Here is a 26,721-nt window from a genome sequence, read left to right as displayed (position 1 = left end):
TGATGAATACGGAATTAAAAGAAAGAATCGAAACCGCTCTTGACAGTATCAGGCCCTATTTGGAAGCAGACGGCGGAAACGTCAAGATTGTGGACCTGACCGACGACATGGTGTTGCGGTTGGAGTTGATGGGTGCTTGCAGTTCTTGCCCCATGTCCACAATGACACTCAAGGCAGGCGTAGAAGAAGCAATCAAGAGGGCCATCCCCGAAATCACCAGAGTTGAAGCCGTCAATACAGTACCTGCTTAATCCATCTTAAATGAAAAGTAAGTCCTTAGGGTTTGGGACATTTATTTTGTCCTTATCTTTTGTTTTAGCCAGTATCCAGGGATTCTCCCAAAGTTTTTTTGGAAAACCCTATCAGCACATCCATGACGAAAAATGTGCTGCAACTTACCTTGAGCACCTGCAGGAAGAGCGACTTGGTATCTACGGAAGCAAGGATTTCTTCGAGACTTGGATGAACGGCCAGCTTGAGCAGCGCAAGAAAAATGCCCCTGCGGTTGCAAGGACACAAAATGGGACTCGGGTAATTCCAGTAGTAGTGCACGTGATTCACAACGGGACTGCTGTTGGTACAGGAACGAATATTCCCACCGGACAAATTGAAACTCAAATACGGATCCTCAACGAAGATTTCAGACGCCTGAATCCAGATCGGTTCCAAACACCCGAGGAGTTTTTGCCTGTTGCAGGAGACGCGAATATCGAATTTGTCCTTGCCAAACAGGATCCAAATGGCTTACCTACCGACGGGATCGTCAGAGTACAGGGACCTAAGTCAGTCTATACCCCAAGTGACGCCCCGCTCATTGGACAGCTTTCACTCTGGCCACCTGAGGATTACATGAACATATGGGTAGTACCATTAGTATCTCCATTTATTGGATACGCTTCGTTCCCGATATCGGATCTGCCAGGTCTGAATTTTCCTCCCAACTCTAGGGAAACGGACGGGGTAACAATCGACTACAGATATTTTGGGGAAGGTGGTAACGCAGTCGCAGGCTCCCGGGGCAGGACAACCACCCATGAAGTTGGTCACTTTTTTGGACTGAGGCATATTTGGGGTGATGGTGGCTGCGAGGTTGATGATTTTGTCACCGATACGCCCAACCAAGACGGTTCGAACTTGATTTGCAGGACAGATAATCCAAGAATTACCTGCAATACCCGTGACATGGTCGAAAACTTCATGGACTACACGGCAGACCAGTGCATGAATATTTTCACAAAGGGCCAGATAGAAAGGTTTGACGTGGTACTCGCTTCAAGTCCGAGAAGGGCCAGTTTAGTAAATGGGCGGGGAACAGTTGCACCGATTTTGAGACCGGATGACTTGAGGATGAGTAAAATCATCGAGCCGCAAGATCTCGTTTGTAGCCAGACCTTTTCGCCTCAAGTGGAGGTGTTCAATCTGGGCACAAATGTAGTGACTTCGACAAGGGTCGAAATCAGAAATAACGGAGCACTACTCCAATCGAGGGATTTCAATGTTGCCTTGGCTGTGGGAGAAACGACCATTCTCGCATTTGATCCCATCACCATCAATCCAAGCGGCAATAACTTTGAGGCTCGAATCACTCTTGTAAACGGAAGAACCGACTCGAACCCTTCCAACAATACCCTGACTTCGCAGCCAAGGATACAGCCTGCGTTGCAACTCCCATATTCCTTTAGATTCGAGGAATTGAATAGTACGTGGGAGGTCGTCAATCCAGATTCGGATTTTGGCTGGGAACAGCGGACGATAAGTATCGGAGGTACTGCAACCAATACCGTTTACGTTAGAAACTATGAATATGACTCACCCGGCGAGCAGGACTTCCTGATTTCTCCCTCGATTGACTTGTCCAATGTGACAAATGCGCAATTGACGTTCAACTTGGCGCACGCACCATACAATGACCCATCTGTTGGTGACGTCCTGTTGGTGGCAGTTTCCACAGATTGCGGCAATTCGTTTGAGATTGCCAATGCACCCTATAATAAAAACCGTGTATTCCTTCAGACAGTCACTCCTACCCCCGACGAGTTTATCCCCAATTCAAATACACAATTTAGAAGGGAAATCGTTAACCTTAGCCAGTATGCAGGTTTGCCTAATGTGAGGTTGGCATTCATCAACGTGAACGGCTATGGCAACAACCTTTTCATCAAGGATATTGAAATATTGACAAATGAGGTTCATAAGTACGATGTGAGGTTGCTGGAACTGCTGTCTCCAACTCCCATCAACTCCAACAATTATGAAAACGAGGAGATTGTGGTGACGAATACGGGGACACTTCCTATTTCTGGGTTTGTATTCCAGCGAACAGGTACATCTACCCAAAATTTCATTGCCCGAGGCAATCAACTCGCTCCAGGGGATACTACCCTGATCAATCTTCCCAAGTCTACAGCCTCTGGAATCAATACCTTGGGTTATTCAGTTTTGTTTCCAAATTTCGACCAAAACCTACGAACACCGATTGAGCTTAGACGCTTTGTCGTAGTGGATGTTGAACGTATCAGGGCACCATTCAGACAAAATTTCAACAATACCGTGACTTTCTTACCTTGGCTCAACATCAACCCAGAGAATAACCTGTCAGGTTGGAGCATTTCAAATCTCCAATCAGGACCTTTGGGAAGCGCAGTGGCGAGGTTGGCTATCCCGTCAGGTGAAAATAGCTTCTGGTTAGGTTCGCCATTGTTGGATCTGACTGTGAGTCGTCAAGCTGCCGTCTTCTTTGATATAGCGGCCGGCCAAGTGAGTCCAAGCACGGTGTTTAAGGTTTTGGCGAGTGACAATGGTGGAAATGACTATGTCGAAGTCATGAAGATGACTGGTGCTGAAATCACGACGGTACAAGCCGCAGAAGCTAACCCCAATAATTCCAACGAGTTTGAAAAGAAATATGTGAACTTGAGCGCATTCGCAGGAACGGGAAAAAATTCAAGCCGCATCGCTTTTGTGGTAGATAATGGTCAGGAAGGATTCAGTCCGATTTACCTTGACAATGTGGAACTCTTCCTGTCTGCAGATGAAGAACCGGTCAACCCAGGCTTGGGACGCACAAAGATATATCCTAATCCAGCGACTGATTTCTTTAACATAGTTTTCAATTTCCAGAATTTTGAATCGGTCAATATCCAAATCGTGTCGGCAACGGGTGCGGTCGTGCACAATGTAGATTATCCAAACACATTGAACCAGACATACCGGTTCAGTTCAGAACAATTTACGGAAGGGCTGTACATAGTTAAGATTACAAGCCGCTCGATTACAGAAACAATAAAGCTTTTCGTCCAGTAATCGGACCAAATGACGAAGGCCAGCGGACATGTTGGCCTTTGTCATTCAAATCGTCTAATCAACTATTCCTGAGTTGTTCAAGAATTAGTCCCGCTACACTTTTCACGATCAGGAATTCTGTTTTGACGGCATAGCTATTGGGGTGGGTATTGGTCGTGACTACTTTGGAAATAACCCCCGAGTCCTCGATCTTCCTCAAGGCCTCGTTGGTAAATAATCCGTGTGTCGTGATAGTGAAAATTTTCTTCGCCCCAGCGTTTTTATAGGCTTTTGCGGCATTGATCAGTGAACCTCCCGTCCGGACCATATCATCATAAATGACCACATCCCTTCCCTCCACGTCCGCTGAGATACTTGTGACTTCGGTTTTTTCGCCTGAAATCCGTCTTTTGAAAACAAACGCTGCATTGACGCCCATTTCGTTGGCCAATGATTCCACCCACTTAGCACGGCCAGCATCCGTACAAGCCATCACAAATCCATCCTCCGCGAGTTCTTCTGCTGCTTCAATGACGATTGGCTTGCAATAGACATGGTTGATTAGCACCTGTCCTTCAAAATAGTGCGGGATTCCCTCAGAATGGAGATCGAAGAAAATGAAATGATTTCCCAAGCTGGTTCTTGGCAAGGAAGAAAACATCACAGCCCTCGACTTAGCGGTAACCACTTCACCGATTTTAACCGCGCGCTCCATCGTGCTGTAGCCAAAATAGGGAAAGAAAATCCGGATCGACCGGGCGCCATATTTGATCAGCGCATAGGCCAAATCGTAAATTTCTAACGTATCTGAGTCGGAAATCGTGCCGCCTATCAACACCACGTCCCTACCCTGAACAGGTGTCAATATCCGTTGGTATCTCTCTCCATCCGGAAACAGCTTAACCTCAATCTTTCCCTCTTCAAATTCCCCGAGGGCCAAGATTTCCTGTTGTAGGTATCTATAATCGGGAATGCTAAATATGATTTTCTTCTCCGTCATTGTTTTTCATTTTAAACACCAGGCTATTTCTCAATTGGTAGAGACTTTCCTCCAATCCAACAGGATAAATATGTGGATTTACCAAGCGTTTGTGGGTTTTGTCGAAATACTCCAGATTTCTTTGCGCCTTTTGTTTGATTTCGTGGATGTTGGGACGTTCGTACACTTTCTGTCCTTTCTGGAAGATCGGTTTGAGCAAAGACTCCACTTCCAATCCCTTTGTATTGATCTTCTTCATGCGCGTGGGATCGATGGGATCGAGGATGGTGAATTGATCCCTGCCAACGTCACTTCCCTCAAGGCAAATCATATCTGCCACTGCTCTTCCGTTTTTCGAAAATCTAAATACCTGCTGCCTGCCAGGAACATTGATCTTTATCGCCTGTTGGGATACCTTCACGCGGGGCTCCCACTTTCCCTCAGAAGTTTGGATTGCCGCCAATTTGTATACAGCTCCCAAGGCAGGCTGGTCGAAAGCAGTCACCAACTTGGTACCTACTCCCCAAACATCGATAGAAGCATCTTGGACAATGAGCGAAGTGATGATATGCTCATCCAGGTCATTACTCGCGACGATCTTGGCATTGGGGAATCCAGCCTGGTCGAGCATCTCTCTTGCGATATTGCTATAATAAGCCAAGTCGCCTGAATCTATCCTGATGCCCACAAGTTCCCTACCTTTTTCCCTCAGGATTCTTCCAACCTCAATGGCATTGGCCACTCCCTTGATTGTATCGTAGGTATCGACAAGAAACACGCAATGGTCAGGAAATGCCTCTGCGTAAGCTTTGAAGGCCTCCAATTCGGAATCAAACGACATGATCCAGCTATGGGCATGGGTACCAGATACAGGGATCCCAAACAATTTGCCCGCCATGACATTGCTGGTAGCAGAACAGCCTCCAATGTAGGAAGCCCTGCTCGCTGCCAAAGCACCGTCTATTCCTTGCGCCCGGCGAAGTCCGAACTCAAGTACCGACTTACCCTGTGCCGCAAAACAAATCCGTGCCGCCTTGGTCGCAATCAGCGTCTGGAAATTGATGATGTTGAGCAGAGGTGTTTCCAATAGCTGACATTGGATAAGTGGACCGGTCACTTTTACCAAGGGAATGTGGGGAAAAACAACTGTTCCCTCCTCCACGGCTTCGATATCGCAGGCAAACTCAAGCTTTCTTAAATATTCGATGAAACCCGTTTCAAAGGTCGGATTTCCATCTTTGGTCTTCATCTCGGACAGGTAAGCCAGGTCATCTTCGTCAAAGCGAAAATTGCGACAAAAGTCGATCAAGTAATCCAAACCTGCGGCAAGCGTAAATCCGCTTTGAAACGGGTGCTTACGAAACGAAAGGTTGAACACCGCCTGCTGCTCTCCCTTTCCCGACTTCCAGTAGGCATATGCCATTGTCAATTGGTAAAAATCCGTCAAAAGAGCCAGTGAACCCTGGTAAAGATCCCGTGTGATTTTCATATTGCTCGGTCAAAAATCGTGTTATGTCCAAAAATAACACTTCAAGTTGGAATCCATGGGCCTTTGGAACATATTGTCGTCTCGATAAATTGGAAAAGAAAAGTTACCATTAGGTTACAATATCACAAGTAACCGCGACTAAAGTATAGAAAGAATGAAGAAACCAGAAAACTTGACGGATTCTGAGATACTCCACGGCATCATTCTCGGAGGCCCAGATCTGGAACGCTGCCTTGGCTACCTGTATCGCCAACATTACAGTGTGTTGGAGCACTATGTCCAGACAAATTCCGGCGATCAGGATGATGCAGCTGATATTATCCAGGAATGCTTTCTTGTTTTCTTCAGGATGGTGGAAGACCGCAAGTTTAGGGGCGAATCGTCCATCAAATCCGTCCTATATGCGATTTGCCGAAATCTGTGGATTACTGAACTCAGAAAAAGAAAAAACATTATGGCCCGACACGAACTATACGAAGCTGAAAAGGAAAGTATATCTCCCGATGTGAGCAGCGAAATCTCCCGACAGGAAGACAGCCGAGTGGTCATGGACTTGTTTGAGACTTTGGGTGAAAAGTGCAAAAACATCCTGTTGGCCTTCTATTACGAAAACCTCTCGATGAAGGAAATCACCGTAAAGGAAGGTTTTTCAAACGAGCAGGTACTTCGCAACAAAAAACATAAATGCCTAAAAGCCCTTGTGGAAAAAATCCAAAATCACCCAACCCTTTACCAAACCCTAAAAAACGCCCTTCAAAATGGACAATGACCTTCAGATGCTGGAAGACTACCTGGATGGTACTCTCAGCAAAGCCGATGCTGAATCGGTGAATGAAAAGCTAAAAAAAGATCCGGAATTGCGGGAAATGTTGGCACTGCTACAAGCATCCACACAGGGAATAAAACTGGCTGGACGCCGCACATCGATCCGCAAAATCCACGAGGAATTCATTCTCGAGACCAGATCAAACAAAAAAATGGAGCCTGCAACTACTCGGAAAATCTTCCCTTGGTGGATGGGAGTAGCTGCATCCCTTACCCTTGTCCTTGCATTTACTGCAATCAGCATCTTTAGGTTCCCGGGCAGCTTTCTCGATGAGGGTGCAATCAAGTACGAGCTGCCTACGATGCGCAGTGCCGGGACCAATACGGATGATCTAGAGACAGCATTCAAAAACGAAAATTGGAATGTCCTGCTGGAAAAAGTCGATACCCAAGAGACAGATCGCAAGGCTTTGTTTCTAGCCTCAATAGCAGCCCTCCAAAAGGAGGAATTCGAATTGGGCCTCCAGTATCTCGATGCGCTTGAATCCCAAAACAATGTCCAAACCGAACCCCTTTTCAAAAACGAGATATCCTATTATCGCCTGGTGTTTCATTTGGAGCTAAGGGACTATAATAGCGCGCTAGATGCATGGAAAACTTTGGATGCGGAAAAAGACAATCCATACCGATCCTCCCTTGGCTTGATGGACAAAGCGAGCCTGTGGATTTTGGGGAAATTTTGAAAAAACAACAAAAAATTTTATAAAACATGGTTACAAACCGAAGAGCAGGGTAGACTAAAGCATGTAACTAAACAATTTAATGCCATGAAATTTCCAACATCAATCTCCAAAATGCTTTTAGTAATCGCCACAGCCTCCGTGGTTTCCTGTACACAAGAAGAAAATGTTCCCATGTTTGGCCAAGGGGAAGGAAAAATGGGAATTGCTCTTAGACTCAATAACGGCCTGAGTTCCTCCACCAATGCCCGTATTGCCAACAGCAACCTTCGCCTGACAAATGGATTCATTCAGATCAAAGAGTTGGAATTGGACGTGGAAGGCAGGGATTCGAGAGGTGAGTTCGAAAAGGAAATTGAAATCGACTTTGACGATATCAAGAAGGTGACTTTCGACGAATTTGACCGCAGCGTCGACTTTTTCATCAACATACCAGAGGGAGAATATAAAGAAATAGAATTCGAAATGGATCTCATTGAATACCGCAACGAACCTTCCATTTTCATCGAAGGAGTTTACAGCAAAGAAGGAACCGAGATCCCTGTTAGATTCCAGTATTTCGGTGATGAAATTGACTTCAAGGTAGAGATCGAATCCGACGATGATGACAATTACTTCAAGATTGACCGGATGAACAATCCTTTGGCGCTTTTCGAAATCAACGCATTGAATTGGTTTAGCCAAATCACAGACGCTGAATTTAACAATGCGGAAATCACTGAAGGCGTCATCGTAATCAGCAGGCAATCCAATAAAGCGCTGTATGACAAGGTAAAGGGCAAACTCGAAGCTTCTGCCGATATCGAGATTGAACTTGATTAATTCAAAGTGACTTGGTCTCCCTTTAAATCCATCCCAATCGGATGGATTTTTTCATTTTTTTGGACTTTAGCCACCAGAATAACCCGACCATGAGCAGGAGCAGACCAAGAAGCAAACTGTACATCAAAATTGGTTTTTCCGAAGAGGGCAAATCTCCGATCAGAACCAGATGGGCCCAAAAAGCCGGATGGTGAAATTGAGCCATCGTTGGATCCGAAAGGAGGTCATTTTTTGCTTTTTGCAAGGCAATGGCATAGCTGTCGCCTTCATCCAAATACACATAGAATCTGGCCGAAATGTAGGCTGTGGCTTTGTCCTCGGCTTTCCAAAGCGTGGTGATTAGATTTTTGCAACCTGCAAACGAAAAAGAACGCGAAAGGCCAATGATTCCTTCACTCGCGCTGAGGGAACCGTAATTGGTTTCACAAGCACTCAAAAAAACCAAGGAAGTATTCTCCAATGAAAGTCCGCTGATTTCTATTGGATATAGTTTGTTGCCACTTTCATGGGGAAAAAAAGCAACAAAGGCCGCCTCTGGTTGAGCAGATTTGGCGACAGCGTGTGTAGCTAAGTGCAGGATATTTGCATCATCGACCTTATCGAGGAATTTCTCCTTTGTAGCAGCAGAGTCCAAGATTTTTTCTCCCTTAAAAGACTCCAATTCCTCTAAGGAATAAGGCAGCTGGTCCAATTTTTCATCCCCAGTCTCCAAACCCGCCGAATGAAAAGGGGCAAAACCTACGATCGAGGAATGTAGATACTTCGTCTTCTCGGAAGAAAAAAAAGTGGAAGAAAGCTGATAACTTATGCTCAGGGATTCCACCAAAAAACCCCCGTCCTGATTTTCCAGCACTTCGAATGGCAAACCTGCAAGAGAGGAATGCGGAATGATCATAAGATTGTCGTAATCGGACAGCTTGGACATAATCGGCGAAAGCAGCAGCTTGGAAAGTTGGGTCCCGATTCCTCCAGTTTTGTATTCTTTGCCCAATTCGAACGTAGATATCCTCGTTTTGAACTTAGGAATGGCGTTGTTAAGTAAAGCGTAATCCGATATCTCGTATACCTTCAACTGCTGTTCGTCAAGCGTAAAGGCAAACCAAGCACTTCCCGCATCGAAAAATGAAAGCAAAAGCGTGTTTGACCGCTCCAGAGCTTCCTTTAACTCCGCCAAATGAATGGAGTTCTTTTCACCTTTTGCTTTTGTATATCCTGGGAACTCGGCGAATTGGCCGTGTAGCCTTGAAAGTTCCAGCCTTTTGTCCAGAGCCAATTCATTGAGAATCCTTCGCTGCTGCTCATCGCTCTCCGCGAATATTTTCTGTTGGATCTGGGAAAGTGAAAATTGAATATCGCGTTCTTTTTGGATCAAGTCATCCGGTAAATCCTCCAGCGTCTTGACCCGCTTTTCCCGGATTCCGATGTTCAGTCCCATCGCCTTGCTTTCTTCCGACCAAGCAAATGCCCGCTCCAAAAGCGCTTGTTCGCTGGTTTCGAAATACTTCTCTAGTACCTGGTTTATCCCATCCCGATAGCCTTCCAGCACGAAATCAGAGAAAAACACCCTCGCTTCGTCATTGTCGTAGTAGTTGGCTACCAAATAAGCGAAGTCAAAAGCCGATTGAAACGAGGCGACTGAATACCCAAAATAGGGCTCGCTCTTTTCCCCTTTCGCCAACCGCCCAAATGCCTTCGCCTTACCTATCAGTGCCTCGAAAAGGTGGTTTGATGCAAAGCCGACACTGTAATCGCTGGGGTTTTTGAGTATATCCTGTTGGTCAAAATTTCCATCTGCCCTTACGATTGCCTGATGATAATGGGTTGCCGCACCCAGAAAATCCCCCTTCTCCAAGGCCAAGTCTCCGAGCTTGTTGTAGAGGGGGGCAAGACGAAAATCAGATTCTTTCCGGTTTTCTAAAAAGTCGACCAACAAATCTTCTGCCTCCAAGCGGGCACCTTTTTGAATCAAGGCTTCTGCCCTTAGATCAACAAAAAACGGAGAAACATCGCTCTGGTTCACGGCTTGCTGAAGGTATCGATCTGCTGAGTCCACTTCGTTCAAATCGAGGAAAATTCGAGCAATCTGCAGGCGAGTTTTGTCAGTATCAATCCCGGAGATGAGCAGATTTTTATAGATAGAAAGTGCCGAATCTGGCTGATCGAGGTTTACCAGGCATGAACCAATATTATTCAGAAAAGAAAAAAGGGCATACCGGTAGTAAGGCTCCAATTCATCAAAGTCCCTTTGACCGATGGTGAGGTTTTTTGCTTTACTGAAATAATTGACTGCCTGTGAGTAATTCCCCGATTGGTAATAGATGACGCCCAGCGAGTTGAACAGTCTGGAAGATTGATTGGTCGCCATTGGCCCATGAAGTCGTTTTTCGGCTTCTTTCAAGAAAAAAATACTGCTATCTGCCTTACCTAGAAGGTAATAGGACTCCCCCAAATACAATGTGGGATCAAAAAGCAATGAATCCGCAAGTTGGGAGGATATACCAATGTCAATCGAAGTCCGATAGCGCGCGATCGCCAACTCATACTTGGTCGCCAGCACAGCCAATGTGCCAAGCTTCTCAAAAACATCAAGCTGCAGATCCTTCTCCAGCGTCACGAAACCAGGGTCATTTACCATCTCCAAAAAGATGGCTTCTGAAAGACTATCCGTTGACTCAGTGGGGGCATCAGACTCGAAAAGCGACGTCGCCATGCGATACCTTTCCAACAATGGTTTTTGAGGATACCGTTGGGATACCAAGCAGACCAGAAGAATACTGAACAATAGCCATCGTAGTCGCATGGCTAAAAATATACCAACAATTTCTGCTTTCCTAATCTACTGTAAGCGCCCTACAACAACCAAATAAGGCGGTCTTGGCTTGGCCTTTGGGTTTTCAGCCGCCACCCTTGCAAATGGCAAACCTGCAGGGACATTGACTTTCAGGATGGAGTTTTTCTTCTCTTCAATCTCGTCAAGCAGTGACTGAGGTACATCAGACAACTTCTCAAAATAATAAAGCCGAATATCCAGGCGATTTCTGGCCCTCAGACTTGAATCGTTCAACCTGTAAAAAAGTTTGGCATCTACCCTAGTCCCATTCACCGGACTGGCTCCAAAAGCACCGTTTTCCAGTGTCTTTTTCAGGTTGATTTTTCCAGAGGAAGATCCAATTTTTATACCAAGCGAAGCAAGACTGGGCTCCCCGGTACCTTCATCGTCGTCAAACTTACAACTATCGTCGTCATCGTCGTCATCATCGTCATCATCATCATCGTCGTCATCACAGGGCGTTAACAGCGTTCTATTTCCATCAAAAATCGGAATCGCCAAGGTATCGTTTTGGTCGAGGATATAGACTTTGTCCTCATAATTGATCCCCGCGATTACAAGTTCAAATTCGCAAAGTTGACTGCTCCCAACAGGCTGAAACGAAACACGGTAGCGAAGCCCGGATTCACTTTTGTTGATGTCGATTTCCCCGGTCTCTTCATCAATGACCAGTCCTTCAGGAAATACGGTATAGATGCCTTCGGCAGGATTTACGGGTTTGATGATATTTTCCGCTGAATCCGACACATAAAAAATAGTGTCCGGATAGGAGAAAGATGTGCATGAAAAAGTCTCACCCCCTGGATTTTCATCATCAGGCGACATCGAAGACTCACAGGAAGCCATAGCTACCACCATTCCGCACAGCGACAAGATATAGATAATCGTCTTCATTTACACTAGGTCGATTCTTGGTGCCAAAACGTAACCCATTTATTTGAAAATATTTAAAACCACTCCTATCAGTACCAAAATCATACCCAAAAAAACAACGAGGCTATACGTTTCACCAAAAACAAAGAATCCAAAAAACAATGCGTAGAATATTCCCAAATAAGAAAGACTCGCAATCTTCGACAATTGGGCATTTTGATAGGCCAAGGTCATAAAATACTGGGCAAATTGGGTCAATAAGCCCACTGCCAGCAAAATTGCCCAATCCCAACCAACCGGATCCACCCAGACAAAATAACTCGCGACAGTCGCCACCGGTATTGTGATAAAAGGGAAATAAAACATAATCACAAGCGGGTGCTCTGTGGTGTTCAATTTTCGGATAATGTTGTACGCAAGTCCCATGGCCATCGCAGCAACAAGACCAACCCCCAAATCAAACATTCCTATCCTAGGGTCAAAGCCCTCAATTACCATCACGCCCGCAAAGGACAAACCGAAATACAGAAACTGCCGGGATTTGACCTTTTCCTTTACAATGAATATGCCCAAGATCGTGGTGAAAATCGGCCCGAGATAGTTGATCGTCACGGCACTTGCCAATGGGATGGTTTGCAACGTATAGAAGAAACCGATCAATCCAATCGATCCGGCCATTCCCCTCAGGATCAACAATTTCTTGTTTTTCCCAAAGACTGGAATTGACTGCCTCCTTAGCGCCAAAAAAGTGATCACCAAACTGAAAACAGACCGGAAAAGGATGATCTCTATAGCAGGGATATGCGGAATCAGCTTGACAGAGACATTCATCAGGGAAAAGAGGATCCCTGCCAGCAACATGTGTTGAATACTCTGCCTAGTCAATTTTGGTTGAGAAGATATTGTTTAAAAATGACCTTGAATTGAAAATGGTTCATTTATCCAGACGATGAAATTTGGTAAAGACACCTCAAGTCAAAATCTTCCCATCCTGCATGACCAGTTTTCGATCCGCCATTTGTGCAAGCTCTTGATTGTGGGTTACGATCACGAAAGATTGTCCAAACTTCTTTCTCAAATCAAAGAAAAGCTTGTGGAGCGATTCGGCGCTTTTGGAATCAAGGTTACCGCTCGGTTCATCGGCAAAGATGACTTTTGGAGAATTGATCAAGGCCCGCGCGACTGCAACCCGCTGCTGCTCTCCACCGGAAAGCTCGGACGGCTTGTGGTCAAGCCTTCCTCCAATTCCCAAAAGCTCCGCCAACTCCTTTGCTTTTGTTTTAAGTGATGCCGGGTCTTTTCGGCCGATGAGCCCGGGGATCATGATGTTTTCTTCGGCCGTAAATTCCGGTAGCAGGTTATGGAACTGAAAAATAAATCCGATTTGCTGGTTTCTGAAGTCAGCGAGTTTGTCGCCCTTGAGGTTGTTGACCTGTATGCCATTGATCCATACCTCTCCCTTATCCGCTTCATCCAATGTACCCAAAATATGGAGCAAAGTACTCTTCCCCGCCCCAGACGCGCCTACGATGGAGACAACTTCGCCTTCCTTGATGTGCACATCTACCCCTTTGAGTACCTGGAGGTCTCCATAGTTCTTTTGAATTCCCTTTGCTCGTAGCATAATCAAACGTTGCTCCGCCAAATATAAAAATTAGATCAAGCGTGCTTGCTGTTCGGACAATTTATTTGCCGAAAGACCCAAGGCCGATTTGATAAATCCCACCCCAGACCTTAACTTCGGGCAAAAATTTTCACAAGGATGAACATTCACGAATATCAAGCGAAAGAACTTTTGAAAAGCTATGGTGTCAGGATACAGGAAGGCATCGTGGCGGACAGCCCTGAATCGGCACTTGAAGCAGCAAAAAGGCTAAACGAGCAGACAGGAACTTCCTGGTACGTGATCAAAGCCCAAATCCATGCAGGTGGCAGAGGAAAGGGCCAGATCAAAGAAACGGGCTCTCGTGGTGTCGTCCTGGCAAAAAAGCAGGAGGATGTTCCGACCAAAGCAGCCGATATCCTTGGGGGCACATTGGTCACCATCCAGACTGGCGCAGAAGGTAAGAAGGTAAACAAGGTATTGATTGCGGAGGACGTATATTATCCGGGCGCTTCCGAACCGAAGGAATATTATCTTTCTATTCTATTGGATAGAGGAAAAGGCTGCAACGTCATCATGGCCTCTACCGAAGGCGGTATGGACATTGAAGAGGTAGCCGAAAAGCATCCGGAAAAGATCATCAAAGAATGGATCGATCCCAAATTTGGTTTGCAGGGCTTCCAAGTCAGGAAAATTGCGTTCAAACTCGGTCTTGAAGGAAATGCGTTCAAAGAAATGGTGAAATTCATCACTTCCCTTTACAACGCCTACGTCGGTTCCGATTCATCCCAATTCGAAATCAATCCAGTGTTGAAGACGTCAGATGACAAGATCCTAGCAGTAGATGCCAAGGTGAATTTGGACGACAATGCGCTCTACAGACATAAAGACCTCGCTGATCTGAGGGACGTCGCTGAAGAAGATCCTTTGGAAGTAGAAGCCGGCAAATCAGGCCTGAACTATGTCAAGTTGGACGGAAACGTGGGCTGCATGGTCAACGGCGCCGGTTTGGCTATGGCAACCATGGACATGATCAAACTTTCCGGCGGCGAGCCTGCCAACTTCCTCGATGTGGGAGGAGGTGCCAATGCGACGACCGTTGAAGCTGGTTTCAGAATCATCCTTCAGGATCCAAATGTAAAAGCCATCTTGATCAACGTGTTTGGTGGAATCGTAAGATGTGACCGTATCGCAAATGGTGTGGTGGAAGCCTACAGATCGATTGGAAATATCCCTGTACCCATCATCGTACGTCTGCAGGGCACAAACGCCGAAGAAGGTGCCAGAATCATCGATGAGTCAGGCTTAAAAGTATCTTCCGCAATCACGCTCAAAGAAGCGGCCGAAAAAGTAAAAAAGGCGCTCGCTGAGTCCTAATCAGATAATTTTACCGCACCTGTAGTTCAACTGGATAGAATATCGGATTTCGGCTCCGAGGGTTGAGGGTTCGAATCCTTCCGGGTGCACAAGAGCCTTGGCAAACGCCAAGGCTCTTGTTTTTTAGACTGATTTTTATCATTCTACCGACTGATTTACAATAGGTTAACTGTCATTTTTTTGGAATATTTTTAATTCAACAAACATCAAATCCCGAATAGCCATGAAAAAGATACTCGTGCCGACCGACTTTTCGGAATGTGCCAAAGCTTCAGAAAAATATGCCGAGTTCCTAGCAAAAAAGACTGGCGCGGAACTCCTCTATCTACACATCATTCATACACCTGTAGATTGGAGTAAACTCACGAAAGATCAGGAACATTTGTTTCCAGAGATCATGGAGAGCATTGCCAAAGCAAAGGAATCACTTAAATCCCGCATAAAAGCAGCTGAGAGCATGGGGATTACTGCCGCAAAATTGCTCATTTTCAACAATACGAATGAAAAAATCCACCGATACGCGGAGGACGAGAATATTGACCTCGTAGTGATGGGTTCTCATGGACAGTACGGATTTAGAGACCACATTATTGGGACAAACACCTATAGTATGCTTAGGAGGTCAAAAATGCCGGTGGTTGTTGTCAAAAAGGAAATAGAAAATCCAAAGTTGGAAACCTTGGTTTTCGCGACAAATTTCCAGAGTGAAATGGGAAGTTCATTCGCAAAAATCGAACAGCTTGCCGAAGAACTCAAAGTAAAGCTTCACATTCTCTATGTCAACACCCCAAACAACTTCAAAGGGACATATGATATCATCAACCAAGGGAGATCGTTTCTAAAAGAGTATTCTAATTACAACTATGACATCCATATCGTGGATTCACTGAGTGTCGAACGGGGAATCATACAATTCCTTGAACACGGGGAATACGACGGAATTGCAGCGATTACAGAGGGCAAATCGGACTTTGCGCAGTACTTCTCCCCTAGTATTACCGAAAACCTGATTTCAATGTCAAACAAGCCCATAATCAGCCTCAAGGCCTCCGGAAAATAAAAAAGCAGGAGAAACTCTCCTGCCCTTTTTATGAAAACTAAACCAACTATTATTTAACTACCACAATTGAAACAAAAATACTACATAAATATAAAATTCAAAATATTTTGATAAAAACCTGTGAAAAAACCTACTTTTTGTTACTCACTTTGTACACTATGCCCAATGCCAAGGCTTGGCTAAATTGTATTCCTTCAGTCATATCGATATCATAAACGTTGATACTTGTAAACGTCACGTCAACGTACTTTGTAATCTTGGCAATCAACGTAAAATCCAACCTGTGGTCTATCGTCTCAAACGAAAATTCCTGCAAATTGGCAAACAACTGGTACCTGGAATTCAGAGTCAGGTTGTCATTGAATTTCTTGTTGTAAGTCGCAAAAATTTGGAAAGCCAGCCATTCTGTCCTTAGGGTTTCGCCGCGCGCGACACCATAGTTAGTAGGTACATTGTTGATCAATGTCGTGTCTGTGACAAAGGTAAACCTCGGGGAAAATGGTGCTAGGCGAAGCGCGAAATCTTTGTTGGGTTTGTACTCGAAACCAAAGCCAGTGGTCAAGAAAGCAGGCGCAAAAAACCTGGATATCAGGAGTGGATTTGCGTTGTCTGAAAAATCAAAACCATCCGTAAATTGACTAATGAAGTTCAATCCTGCGAAATACCCCCAATGCTTGTTGATTTTGTAGCCAACCTTGGTGTCGTAGAATATCCGGTCATTTGATTTCCTGAACTGTTCCTGTCCATCGTTTTTGACCAAACCATAAATAAGCTCTAATTGGCTATCCCAGCTCCATCGGTCTTTGGCATATTTCAGCCGCCAATCCAGGATCGAGCCAAAAGCAAGGGAATTTACACCACCCGACTTCCAGTTTCCGGAAAATGCAGCCTGGTTGAAATTAAAGCCTACGCTGAACTGCTTGTCCCAATAAGTTGTGTCTTTGGGCGCAGATGCTGTGTCTTGAGGTACGGCAACCTCCCCTTGACCAAAAGCCAGCTGAATACTCAAGAGAAAAGCGAAAAGGGTAGATAGTTTTTTCATAGTTATGATCTTAAGTGAAAAATCGAAAATAAGGATTAATAAGTTGCTGTAAAAGAGTCGGTCTTACATGAGCAAGTCAAAACCATCGGATGAGCGCATTTTAAAAACATTTTTTCAAAATTTGGAGTAAATTGATTTCTAGATAGCCGAAAATAAATGACCACTCGATCCAAAAAATTACCTCAAGCATTATTTCCCGTCCTTGTGTCTTTGTTCATGACTATGTCCTGCGCTTCTATTGAGATTTTCAAAGAAAACATGGAAGTAAAAAACCCAAGAAATTATCGAAGCTTTGTCATCGTCAACAAGGAGCTAGGAAGGAATGGCTTTAAAGATGAGTTTCTGGACGCCATCACCATGGATCAGATTCAACAACTGTTGGAAAAAAACGGGCTTACTTATGATAGGGAAGATCCAGAAATCCTAATTCGTTACACTTCCAACCAGGATCCACGCCAAAAAGAAGTATATGCCAACCAATACCCCATGTGGGGGAGTCGCATGTGGTGGGACCCTTGGGTATACAACCCTTCCTATTTCAACAGACAAATGACCACCTCAACCACACAAAGTTATGAACTTCTTCAAGTGATAGTCGATTTCATTGACCCACATTCTGACAAACGGGTCATGACCCTGACCGCCGTCTCTGAGACGAGTAGTCCAAAACAGCGACAAAAAATGGTTGCAAAATCAACTGAAAAAATCATAGCCACCTATTTAAAGGAAACCCAAGCCAAATAGAACCATGGAAGCAAGATTCAAAACACTCAAAGAATTTTACCCTTTTTACCTGAGCGAGCATATGAACCCAACGAGCCGAAAACTACATTTTACAGGCACCGCATTGCTCTTTGTGATATTGGGAGTCGCAATCTATCTGGGCCGTTTCGGACTTTTGTGGCTAATACCAATCGTCGGATATGGTTTTGCTTGGGTAGGACATTTTTTCTTTGAAAAAAACAAACCAGCTACATTCCAATATCCTTTTTACAGTTTGGCATCCGATTTTATCCTGTTTTTCGAATTGCTGACAGGAAAACAGAAATTCAATCCTTGAAAAAAAGAGGAGTTATCGGAATTTTTTCACTCTTCGACATTGTAAATGAAAAGATTACTCGTAATTTGGCATGGTGATTATCGTATTTCAAATCTAATATTTTGTAGTTAATGCTTAAGATCGTACTCATAGATGATGACCCAATCAGCACCTTCGTGACCGAAAGGCTGATAACCAAAAACATCAAGGTCCCACATAAGATCTTCAAGTACCAGAGTGCGTCCAAAGCTTTGCAGGACATTTATCAAATCGACCCAAATTATTTGTTTTTGGATCTCAATATGCCTGAAATGACAGGTTGGGATTTTTTGGAGGAGTTTAAGGTAGAAAATATCCAGCCGGAAGTCTACATATTGAGTAGTTCCGTAGATGAAAGAGATATGATGAAGGCCGAAAAGTATACATTGGTCAAAAAGTACCTTTCTAAGCCACTAATCAAGAAGTACATCACCAACATCTTCCCGGATTTCGCGGAAAGCTGAAATCCTCCCCCTTGAAAAATCATACTTTTTCAGCAAGTCATTTCTTCTTTTCCCCAAAACCGGATTCTTTTCAGCCCGAAGGAAACCTCCCATGACCTGTTTTACAATGCCACCTCGGTCAAACCGATCAGAATTGACAGTTTTTTGAAACAAAATTTCATGGAGAAAAAACACCGCATACGGTTAATTGGTTAACTTTTGAAAAAAAGTACTATGGCTACACCGAATCCTGAATTGATTTCTGCCCTGGGAAGAACGATAGCAAAACTTAGAAATGGGGCTGCGTACGAGTGGGGGCACATGGGCAGCTGCAATTGTGGCAACCTCGCCCAAGAGTTGATCTACATGACTAAAGACGAAATCCATCGTCATGCGATGACCCGAAGCGGAGACTGGAATGACCAACTGTTGGAATACTGCCCAAGCAGCGGCTATCCGATGGACCTCATGATCACCAAACTTCTGGAAAAAGGCTTGCGAATAAGTGACCTTCGACATTTGGAGCGACTGTCAGACCCAGAAGTATTGCGCGAGATACCTTGGGAAAGAAGGATGCAAATGAATAAAAACTCGAGGCAGGATGTAATTCTCTATTTGGAAAAATGGATGGAAATGTTGGAAAATCAATGGATTGAAAAATCCGAGACACAAGAGGGAAAAAAACTGAAAAAAAATAACCGGAATAAGGTATTTGCATAAATATATATTTTGACTTAATTAGCGCACATCAATCCATTTGATAACATCAACCATTAACCTTATTCATACTATGGAGGAACTTGACGACGATTTTGAAGATTTCGACGATCTTGAGGACGAGGACGAATTTGCAGAGGAATTCCAGGACGAAGTGTACGACTTCGAAGAGGAAGACGAGTTTGCAGAAGAGGAGGACTTTGAGGACTTCGACGAAGATGAATTCGATGATGACTTCGAAGATGAAGATGAATTTGAAGATGATTTAGACTGATAATGCCCGCATCCTAAGCAGGAAACTCTTGGTTCTCCCTGCTTTTTTTGTGAAGTATTTTGTCCTAAAAAAAGTCTGGAGTATCTTTCGGGCGATTCATCAAAGAAATCAATTTAGATATGTTACTAGAAATATTCAGTTCACCGCTTGCATCAGGCGCTCAGTTGTTTTTGTTGATTGTCTGCATCTTGGCTGGCCTGGGTGCCGGACTTAGTGCGATGGATTTCAGGAAGACCAACAAATAGTCTGAACATACAGCTTAAAAAAAAATGGCCCTCTTCGGGCCATTTTTTTTTACCTTACATTTCCCATCAGTTTTCTAAGCGGACTACTGATGAGGATTAGCAGACCGCCAGCACCGATAGCTGTCATGACAATAAGCTTGTATTGGTCCGGCATCTGCAAAATCGCCTCCTCCGTACCACCGCTTGCCTCACCGGCAATCAATCCCGCAAACAGGTTACCAAGCGCCACGGAGAGAAACCAAACACCCATCATCTGCCCACCGTACCGCTTTGGAGCCAGCTTGGTCACAAGACTCAATCCAACAGGGCTTAAGCTCAATTCCCCAAACGTGTGCAGCAAATAGGTGAAAATCAACCAGTTTGGCGCGGCCAAATCACCAGCGGCAGCGATTTTTGCCGCAAAATACATCACCAGAAAACCCATGCCAAGCTGAATCAGGCCCAAAGCAAATTTCAAGGGAGAATTTGGTTCCATGTTTCTACGGCCAAGCCAAATCCACAACGCTCCAAAAAAGGGCGCAAAAATGATGATGAACAGGGAGTTGATGGACTGGAAAAAGCCGGCAGGAATCTCCCAACCCATCATGTTACGGTCCGTGAAACGCTCAGCAAACAAATTCAATGTCGAACCCGCCTGCTCAAAACCTGACCAAAACAGGGCTGAAAACACGAATAGGATTCCGATGACGGTGACTTTCTTCCTTTCGTCCGAATTGAGTCCTCCAAAAAATATGACATAAAGCAAATAGGCATAAGCAAGCACGAGAAACACAATCCCCGACCACTCTGCAATCACGCTTGCATTCACTTGGACGAAGCCCAAGAATATCATCGCCAACAGAAACACGACCACGGCACCAATCCCCAAGAGAATTTTTACCATCAATGACTTCTCACGCTTTTTCTCAGGCGTATCAAATGCAACCTCTTCACCATATCCGTCAAGGTTACTGCCACTCAGTCTGTATTGCACCAATCCGATGACCATCCCCAAACCCGCAAGACCGAAGCCCAAATGCCAATCAACTGTTGCAACAGCGCTACAAGCCAATGGCGCGATAAAGCCTCCCAAGTTGATCCCCATATAAAATATTGAAAATCCCGCGTCACGCTTGATACTCCCCGAGGGGTACAATTGTCCTACAATCGAGCTGATGTTAGGCTTCAGAAGCCCAGTACCGATCACTATCAAAATCAACCCCAAGAAAAACGAGTTGGTGTCCAATGCCGTCAAACCCACCCGGGCCACGCCACTGTCTCCCAACATATGGAAGATGCCAGGCAAGGCCATCGTGAAATGCCCCAAGGCAATGATGATACCGCCATACCAAACTGATTTTTTGAGCCCAAACAGGCGGTCAGCAAACCATCCTCCTGGCAAGGCCAAAAGATAGACTCCCATGGTGTACAATCCATAAATGGCGCCCGAAGTCTTGTCATCGAAACCCAATCCGCCATCGGCCACCGCCGCCGTCATAAACAAAATCAAAAGAGCACGCATGCCATAGTAACTGAACCGTTCCCACATTTCGGTGAAAAACAAAGTCATCAGTCCTTTCGGGTGGCCAAACATGGTTGGTCCCGGATAGAGATCCATCCGCTCCGTGGCTGAATTTGAAGGTATATTTTTTTCCAAAGCGATGATTATTTGGTTTTTGAAACAAGATATAACCACAATGATAAGGGATTTTTTTGTTTTCTTCTATTGACATTTTCCATTGGCAAACAGAAGGTGAAAAAAGGATTTAGCAAGCGTAAATCTCAAAAAAATATGGCCAAAATAGTGTTGGAAAATACGCCAAATAATATTTTCGAAATCGATTGAACAAAGAAAAAATGGACATTTTCTTGTGAAGATGTGCTGGTTTTATCTTTATATTTGAGTCAGATTATAAACCCAAATATTACTTTATGCACCCCAGTACTTTTCAGGAAAATCTTGAGATTTTACCGATACCCCACCCAGTACCAAATACAAATGGCCGGATTTTTTGGAACCTCGAAACCGCTGAATTGGTAGAACTAGCTATTGCCAACGGAGAAGGTCGCCTTACAGACTCAGGGGCCCTGATGGTGGAGACGGGAGAGTTTACCGGAAGGTCTCCCAAGGACCGTTTTATTGTCATGGAAGAATCTACCCGGGACACCGTATGGTGGGGAGATATCAACATTCCGTTTGCGGAGGAAAAATTCGACAAACTTTACGGCAAAATACTGAAGTACCTCGCTGACAAAGACCTGTATGTGAGGGATGTATTTGCAGGGGCCAACATTGACTACAGGCTTTCGATCAAGGTAATCAATACCCTGGCATGGCACAATCTCTTCAGCGCCAACCTCTTTATCCAACCGGACAAGGAAGAATTGGCTAAGTTCAAGGCGGATTTCACGATCATCTGTGTGCCTGATTTCAAGGCAATACCGGGTGAGGATGGCACCCGCCAGGAAAATTTCGCGATCATCCACCTGAGCAAAAAAATCCTCCTCATCGGCGGTACCGCCTACGCTGGTGAGATGAAAAAAGGAATATTTTCCGTCCTGAATTACCTGCTTCCTATCAAACACGGGGTTTTGCCGATGCACTGCTCAGCAAACCTTGGAAAGCACGGAGACGCAGCGATCTTTTTTGGACTATCGGGAACCGGAAAAACAACACTTTCCGCGGATCCAAACCGAGGACTTATTGGCGATGACGAGCACGGTTGGGACGAAAACTCCATCTTCAATTTCGAAGGGGGATGCTATGCCAAAGTAATCGACTTAAGCCGTGAAAAGGAACCCGAGATTTGGGACGCGATCCGTTTTGGCAGCATTGTGGAAAATACCAAATTCATCCCAAAAACCCGTAAAGTCGACTTTCAGGAGAAAACCATCACCGAAAACACCCGTGCCGCCTATTCACTTCGCCATATTGCGAATGCCGTACTTCCGTCAATTGGACCAATCCCAAAAAACATCTTTTTCCTCACGGCGGATGCATTTGGAGTACTTCCACCGATTTCAAAACTCAACAAAAGCCAAGCGATGTACCACTTCGTTTCCGGATATACGGCAAAAGTCGCAGGTACGGAAATGGGGGTTACGGAGCCAAAAACAACCTTTTCCGCTTGCTTCGGGGCGGCATTTCTCCCCTTACACCCGACAACATATGCAAAATTGTTTGGGGAAAAGATGGAGCGGCACCATGTCAACGTATGGCTGGTCAATACCGGTTGGACGGGTGGTCCATTCGGTATTGGGTCTCGCATGAAACTGGCCTATACCCGGGCAATGATAACTGCTGCATTGGAAGGTAAACTGGATAGAGTTGACTACCTAACCCACGAGATTTTTGGGGTACTTGTCCCCCAAGATTGTCCCTCAGTGCCTCGGGAAATATTGAATCCAAAGTCGACTTGGCAGGACCCCCAGGCCTATGAACTCAAGGCAAAGGAACTCGCCTATGGTTTTATCCAAAACTTTGAGAAATACGAGGATTTTGCTGGCGAGACAATTATGGCTGGCGCTCCAAGACTATAGAAATAACCCATCAGAATCAATAAAACCCAAATAGCCAGGAGCACTTCGGTGCTCCTTTTTCGCTGATTTCCAGCTCAAGTTTGATTCATGAGCAATAATTTGATAAGCTCAAGGTATATAATTGCTATTTTTGCCAAAATTCATAAAAAATGAAGCACGCAGAAATCCAAACAGTCAAAGGCACCATGAAAGTGGAGTTTTTTGAGAAAGACGCTCCGAAGACAGTTGAAAACTTTGTTTCCTTGGCAAAAAAGGGCTTTTACGATGGCCTGACTTTCCACAGGGTAATCCCGAACTTTGTCATCCAAGGCGGTTGTCCAAAGGGCAACGGCACGGGCGGTCCAGGCTACAAAATCGACTGTGAACTCACAGGCGGTAATCAATACCACGACCGGGGTGTATTGTCCATGGCCCATGCCGGACGAAACACGGGTGGTTCGCAGTTTTTCATCTGCCATAGTCGGGACAATACCGCCCATCTGGACAGAAACCATACCTGCTTCGGCAAGGTCGTCGAAGGCTTGGAAGTAATCGATGCGATTCGCCAAGGCGACAAGATCGAGAAGATTACGATTTTGGAAGATTGATCTGAAAAAATACGGCCCCGTCACCAACGGGGCTTTTCTTGTTTGTTTACCCGAATAGTGCGCCCGCAATCGTCGCCGTCATCAAGCAGGCCAAGGTGGCTGCAGTCAAAGCCTTGAGTCCAAGTTTTGATAAATTGCCCTGTTGGTTTGGGGCAATGCTTCCGATACCGCCCACCTGAATCGCGATAGAACTGAAGTTCGAAAATCCGCAAAGGGCGTATGTTGCTATCACAACAGACTTTGTGGAGAGGTCACCTGCAGCCTTCATATCGGCCAAACTCAAATAGGCGACAAATTCATTGATCACCGTTTTTTGCCCCAAAAGCGAGCCCACACGCAGCGTCTCCTGCCATTCTACACCGATGATCCACGCAAAAACCCGAAAAATCTGGCCAAGGATATATTCCAATGAGAAACCTGAGAATTGTCCCCCAGTGGACGAGGCCACAAAGGCATTGATCCCGGTGTAGTGTCCGATCAGGTCATCCAAAATGAAATTAAGCGCCGCAATCACCGCAATAAAGGCTAAAAGCATACCCCCTACATTGAGTGCCAATTTCAGCCCATCTGATGCACCGATCGACATGGCATCGATAAGGTTCACGCCAAGGTTCTCACCGCTGACTTCAAGGGAATCATTGATCACCTCCTTGTCGGTCTCGGGAAGCATGATCTTGGAAATCACTATGGCTGCTGGAGCGTTCATGATACTTGCACCCAGCAGGTAGGCAGCAAATTTCGCTTGTTCCACGGGATCACTCCCACCCAAAAAGGCCACATATCCGGCCAACACGCCACCTGCGATTGTAGCCATTCCCCCAGTCATCAAACACATAAGTTCAGATTTGGACATCGTAGGAATAAAGGGTCTCACCAACAAAGGCGCCTCCGTTTGTCCGAGGAAGATATTCCCCGCTGCAGACAGGCTTTCAGGTCCAGACAAGCGCATCGTTCTCGCCATTACCCAGGCAATCCCGAAAACGATCTTCTGCAAAATCCCCAGATAGTAAAGCCCCGCGGAAACCGTAGAAAAAAATATGATCGTGGGCAGGACCTTGAAAGCGAAAATGAAACCGAAGGTATCCGTAGCAAGGTCGCCAAAAATAAACTTGGCTCCGTCCTCTGAAAAGCTTAAAAACTTGACGAATCCCTGACTCACCAAGTTGAAAAGCTCCGCCACTGCGTCAACCTTCGTGATCAGGAAACCAAAAACAGCCTGCAGTGTCACCCCAATCGCCACTAATCTCCAGTCTACGCGCCTTTTATTGGCGGAAAAAAGAAAGGCGACAGCCAAAATGACAATGATTCCAATGATTCCCCTAAAATATTCCATTTGGCTTTGATAGTATCTTAACAGAAAAAAACCTGGCGTTTACCAGGTTTCAGATTAGTTTCTTCGGTTGATTTCGTCCCTAATCCTGGCAGCCTTTTCATAATCTTCATTATTTATGGCTTTGTCCAGCATTTGGTTTAGTTTGTCAAGGCTATAGTCCTTCAGGGAGTCGGGGCTTTTGGTTGAGGCCGGGGTGGATGACCGAGTGGCCTTGCTCTGTTTTTGTTGCTCTTTCTTCTCGTCATCCTCGTTGAACTCTATGGCTGCCTCCGCCATTACCCGCGGCACACAGAAGATCGGTGCATCAAACCTTACAGCGATCGCGATCGCATCCGAAGGCCGCGCATCAATCTCAACCTGTTTGGAAGCATTTTTGCAGATGATTTTTGCATAAAATACCCCTTCCCTCATATCCGAAATAAGAATTTGGACGATCTGGAAATTGAAATTTGAAGAAAATGACTTGAACAGATCATGCGTCATCGGCCTGTTGGGGATGATCTTCTCAATCTCAATCGCAATCGCTTGCGCCTCAAACATGCCGATGACGATAGGGAGCCTCCTACTGCCTCCAACCTCGCCCATGACCAAGGTAAAGGAACCCGACTGGGAATGATTGGAGGACAAGCCCAAAATCTCTAATTCGATAGGTTGGTCCACAGGTGTTATTTTATTGCTTTGACAGCTTCAGTGAGTTTCGGCAAAACCTCAAAAGCATCTCCGACAATTCCATAATCAGCAGCTTTGAAAAATGGGGCCTCAGGATCTTTGTTGATGACGACGATGAATTTTGAGGAGTTCACTCCTGCAAGATGTTGAATAGCGCCCGAAATTCCAACAGCGATATATAAAGTTGGGGCAACTTTTACGCCTGTCTGTCCAACGTGCTCATGATGGGGTCTCCAGCCAATATCGGAAACTGGTTTTGAACAACCTGTCGCTGCACCCAATTCTTTGGCCAAATCTTCTATCATGCCCCAATTCTCTGGTCCTTTCATGCCACGTCCACCAGATACCACAATATCGGCCTCCGGCAACAATATTTCTCCTGTTGCTTTATCAGTCGATGTGATTTTGGTCGCAAAGTTTGTATCCGGGATTTGCAGGGATACCTTTTCTACCGAAGCTTTCGCTCCATCTGTTTTCAGGTCGACGGCATTTTTCCTGATCGCGAGGATTTTGTGTTCTTTCGTTACGGAAGTTTGAGCAAACGCCTTCCCTGTGTAGATACTCCTTTTTACTGTATACCCGTTATCGGTTTCCGGAAGTTCGACGACGTTGGAAACCAAAGCCGCGTCCAATTTGATCGCCAATCTTGCTGCCACAGCATCACCCAAGGAGGATTTTGCCATTACTAGGGTTTTGGAACCCACCTTTTGGTAAACCTGGGCAACGGCTTCTGCGTGGGCTTGTATGACACCTGCGTCAAGTTTACTGTCTTCGACATGAAAAACCTTGGACGCGCCTGCTGCCCCCACATGGGATAGCTCTGCTTCCGACACCGTTCCCAGCGCTACCGCAACCACTTCTCCTCCATTTGTTTTATCAGCGAGGGCTCTGGCGAATGACACCGCTTCCAAACTTGTCTTTTTTATCGATCCTTCGGCTTGTTCGATATATACTAATATTGACATAACTTCTTCTATTACTGATAATTGAATAA

At 45.3% G+C, this 26,721-nt stretch carries 26 protein-coding genes and 1 tRNA gene; 16 read left to right on the top strand and 11 right to left on the bottom strand.

Annotation, left to right across the window (positions count from 1 at the left end):
- The first annotated feature begins 2 nt into the window (after positions 1 to 2).
- Together C943_RS13195 and C943_RS13190 are read left to right on the top strand one after the other, a co-directional pair.
- Positions 3 to 251, top strand: coding sequence for a NifU family protein (locus tag C943_RS13195; RefSeq protein ID WP_040480730.1), 249 nt, complete (start codon positions 3 to 5; stop codon positions 249 to 251).
- Between the two features lie 10 nt (positions 252 to 261).
- A complete protein-coding gene (locus C943_RS13190) occupies positions 262 to 3,303 on the top strand; it encodes a T9SS-dependent choice-of-anchor J family protein (protein WP_008628634.1) in 3,042 nt (1,013 codons plus the stop codon).
- 58 nt (positions 3,304 to 3,361) lie between these two features.
- On the opposite strand, the gene C943_RS13185 is transcribed toward C943_RS13190, so the two are convergent.
- Together C943_RS13185 and C943_RS13180 are read right to left on the bottom strand one after the other, a co-directional pair.
- A complete protein-coding gene (locus tag C943_RS13185; protein ID WP_008628633.1) occupies positions 3,362 to 4,282 on the bottom strand; it encodes a ribose-phosphate diphosphokinase in 921 nt (306 codons plus the stop codon).
- Positions 4,257 to 5,750 (bottom strand): nicotinate phosphoribosyltransferase, encoded by a 1,494-nt coding sequence (locus C943_RS13180; RefSeq protein WP_008628631.1) that lies wholly within the window; start codon positions 5,748 to 5,750, stop codon positions 4,257 to 4,259. Before C943_RS13180 ends, C943_RS13185 begins: the two co-directional genes overlap by 26 nt.
- A gap of 154 nt (positions 5,751 to 5,904) precedes the next feature.
- Between C943_RS13180 and C943_RS13175 the strand changes: the two genes are divergently transcribed.
- From C943_RS13175 to C943_RS13165, 3 genes are all read left to right on the top strand, one after another.
- Entirely contained in the window at positions 5,905 to 6,519 is a 615-nt protein-coding gene (locus C943_RS13175) for an RNA polymerase sigma factor (RefSeq protein ID WP_008628625.1), read from the top strand.
- A complete protein-coding gene (locus C943_RS13170; protein ID WP_008628624.1) occupies positions 6,509 to 7,258 on the top strand; it encodes an anti-sigma factor family protein in 750 nt (249 codons plus the stop codon). The genes C943_RS13175 and C943_RS13170 overlap by 11 nt, the downstream gene beginning before the upstream one ends.
- A gap of 111 nt (positions 7,259 to 7,369) precedes the next feature.
- On the top strand, positions 7,370 to 8,077 hold the full coding sequence (locus C943_RS13165; protein ID WP_081610494.1) for a hypothetical protein: 708 nt from the start codon (positions 7,370 to 7,372) through the stop codon (positions 8,075 to 8,077).
- Positions 8,078 to 8,099: 22 nt separating this feature from the next.
- On the opposite strand, the gene C943_RS13160 is transcribed toward C943_RS13165, so the two are convergent.
- The 4 genes from C943_RS13160 to C943_RS13145 all read right to left on the bottom strand — a co-directional run bounded on the left by C943_RS13160 (position 8,100) and on the right by C943_RS13145 (position 13,404).
- Entirely contained in the window at positions 8,100 to 10,877 is a 2,778-nt protein-coding gene (locus C943_RS13160; RefSeq protein ID WP_081610486.1) for a CHAT domain-containing protein, read from the bottom strand.
- Positions 10,878 to 10,913: 36 nt separating this feature from the next.
- Positions 10,914 to 11,801, bottom strand: a complete 888-nt coding sequence (locus C943_RS13155) for a hypothetical protein (RefSeq protein ID WP_157198544.1) — start codon at positions 11,799 to 11,801, stop codon at positions 10,914 to 10,916.
- Between the two features lie 39 nt (positions 11,802 to 11,840).
- Positions 11,841 to 12,665: a DMT family transporter gene (locus C943_RS13150; RefSeq protein ID WP_157198543.1), complete on the bottom strand. Its 825-nt coding sequence runs from the start codon at positions 12,663 to 12,665 to the stop codon at positions 11,841 to 11,843.
- An 85-nt stretch (positions 12,666 to 12,750) separates the two neighbouring features.
- Entirely contained in the window at positions 12,751 to 13,404 is a 654-nt protein-coding gene (locus C943_RS13145) for an ABC transporter ATP-binding protein (protein WP_008628617.1), read from the bottom strand.
- A gap of 138 nt (positions 13,405 to 13,542) precedes the next feature.
- Here C943_RS13145 and sucC point away from each other — a divergent pair, with 138 nt between their 5' ends.
- The 3 genes from sucC to C943_RS13130 all read left to right on the top strand — a co-directional run bounded on the left by sucC (position 13,543) and on the right by C943_RS13130 (position 15,820).
- Positions 13,543 to 14,760 (top strand): ADP-forming succinate--CoA ligase subunit beta, encoded by a 1,218-nt coding sequence (sucC, locus tag C943_RS13140; RefSeq protein WP_008628615.1) that lies wholly within the window; start codon positions 13,543 to 13,545, stop codon positions 14,758 to 14,760.
- Between the two features lie 15 nt (positions 14,761 to 14,775).
- Positions 14,776 to 14,849: transfer RNA gene (locus tag C943_RS13135), tRNA-Arg, on the top strand.
- Positions 14,850 to 14,983: 134 nt separating this feature from the next.
- On the top strand, positions 14,984 to 15,820 hold the full coding sequence (locus tag C943_RS13130) for a universal stress protein (protein ID WP_008628613.1): 837 nt from the start codon (positions 14,984 to 14,986) through the stop codon (positions 15,818 to 15,820).
- Between the two features lie 130 nt (positions 15,821 to 15,950).
- Here the strand turns inward: C943_RS13130 and C943_RS13125 are convergent, their stop codons facing one another.
- Positions 15,951 to 16,862 carry a DUF3078 domain-containing protein gene (locus C943_RS13125; RefSeq protein ID WP_008628612.1) on the bottom strand — a complete coding sequence of 304 codons (912 nt, stop codon included), beginning with the start codon at positions 16,860 to 16,862 and terminating at the stop codon, positions 15,951 to 15,953.
- 258 nt (positions 16,863 to 17,120) lie between these two features.
- On the opposite strand from C943_RS13125, the gene C943_RS13120 reads away from it, so the two are divergent.
- The 6 genes from C943_RS13120 to C943_RS22580 all read left to right on the top strand — a co-directional run bounded on the left by C943_RS13120 (position 17,121) and on the right by C943_RS22580 (position 19,619).
- On the top strand, positions 17,121 to 17,606 hold the full coding sequence (locus C943_RS13120; RefSeq protein WP_245545546.1) for a DUF4136 domain-containing protein: 486 nt from the start codon (positions 17,121 to 17,123) through the stop codon (positions 17,604 to 17,606).
- A 4-nt stretch (positions 17,607 to 17,610) separates the two neighbouring features.
- The gene (locus C943_RS13115) at positions 17,611 to 17,922 is read left to right on the top strand and encodes an Mpo1-like protein (protein WP_008628609.1); all 312 of its coding nucleotides are present in this window, start codon (positions 17,611 to 17,613) and stop codon (positions 17,920 to 17,922) included.
- Between the two features lie 110 nt (positions 17,923 to 18,032).
- Entirely contained in the window at positions 18,033 to 18,404 is a 372-nt protein-coding gene (locus tag C943_RS13110) for a response regulator (RefSeq protein ID WP_008628608.1), read from the top strand.
- Between the two features lie 213 nt (positions 18,405 to 18,617).
- A complete protein-coding gene (locus C943_RS13100; protein ID WP_008628607.1) occupies positions 18,618 to 19,103 on the top strand; it encodes a hypothetical protein in 486 nt (161 codons plus the stop codon).
- 70 nt (positions 19,104 to 19,173) lie between these two features.
- A complete protein-coding gene (locus C943_RS22060) occupies positions 19,174 to 19,374 on the top strand; it encodes a hypothetical protein (RefSeq protein ID WP_008628606.1) in 201 nt (66 codons plus the stop codon).
- 119 nt (positions 19,375 to 19,493) lie between these two features.
- Positions 19,494 to 19,619, top strand: a complete 126-nt coding sequence (locus C943_RS22580; protein ID WP_008628604.1) for a hypothetical protein — start codon at positions 19,494 to 19,496, stop codon at positions 19,617 to 19,619.
- A gap of 49 nt (positions 19,620 to 19,668) precedes the next feature.
- Here C943_RS22580 and C943_RS13090 read toward each other — a convergent pair whose 3' ends face one another.
- Positions 19,669 to 21,216 (bottom strand): peptide MFS transporter, encoded by a 1,548-nt coding sequence (locus tag C943_RS13090; RefSeq protein WP_085988936.1) that lies wholly within the window; start codon positions 21,214 to 21,216, stop codon positions 19,669 to 19,671.
- 314 nt (positions 21,217 to 21,530) lie between these two features.
- Between C943_RS13090 and pckA the strand changes: the two genes are divergently transcribed.
- Together pckA and C943_RS13080 are read left to right on the top strand one after the other, a co-directional pair.
- Positions 21,531 to 23,138: a phosphoenolpyruvate carboxykinase (ATP) gene (pckA, locus tag C943_RS13085; protein ID WP_008628598.1), complete on the top strand. Its 1,608-nt coding sequence runs from the start codon at positions 21,531 to 21,533 to the stop codon at positions 23,136 to 23,138.
- A 149-nt stretch (positions 23,139 to 23,287) separates the two neighbouring features.
- Positions 23,288 to 23,725, top strand: coding sequence for a peptidylprolyl isomerase (locus tag C943_RS13080; protein ID WP_008628597.1), 438 nt, complete (start codon positions 23,288 to 23,290; stop codon positions 23,723 to 23,725).
- A gap of 46 nt (positions 23,726 to 23,771) precedes the next feature.
- On the opposite strand, the gene C943_RS13075 is transcribed toward C943_RS13080, so the two are convergent.
- From C943_RS13075 to C943_RS13065, 3 genes are read right to left on the bottom strand one after another with little or no spacing between them, the layout of a single operon-like run.
- Positions 23,772 to 25,058, bottom strand: a complete 1,287-nt coding sequence (locus C943_RS13075; RefSeq protein WP_008628596.1) for a NupC/NupG family nucleoside CNT transporter — start codon at positions 25,056 to 25,058, stop codon at positions 23,772 to 23,774.
- Positions 25,059 to 25,112: 54 nt separating this feature from the next.
- Positions 25,113 to 25,718, bottom strand: a complete 606-nt coding sequence (locus C943_RS13070; protein WP_008628595.1) for a bifunctional nuclease family protein — start codon at positions 25,716 to 25,718, stop codon at positions 25,113 to 25,115.
- Between the two features lie 5 nt (positions 25,719 to 25,723).
- Positions 25,724 to 26,692: an electron transfer flavoprotein subunit alpha/FixB family protein gene (locus C943_RS13065; protein ID WP_008628593.1), complete on the bottom strand. Its 969-nt coding sequence runs from the start codon at positions 26,690 to 26,692 to the stop codon at positions 25,724 to 25,726.
- Between the last annotated feature and the right edge of the window lie 29 nt (positions 26,693 to 26,721).

Origin of the sequence: Mariniradius saccharolyticus AK6 (genome assembly GCF_000330725.2) — a bacterium.
Taxonomy (GTDB): domain Bacteria; phylum Bacteroidota; class Bacteroidia; order Cytophagales; family Cyclobacteriaceae; genus Mariniradius; species Mariniradius saccharolyticus.
This window is presented reverse-complemented; position numbering and strand designations above follow the sequence as displayed.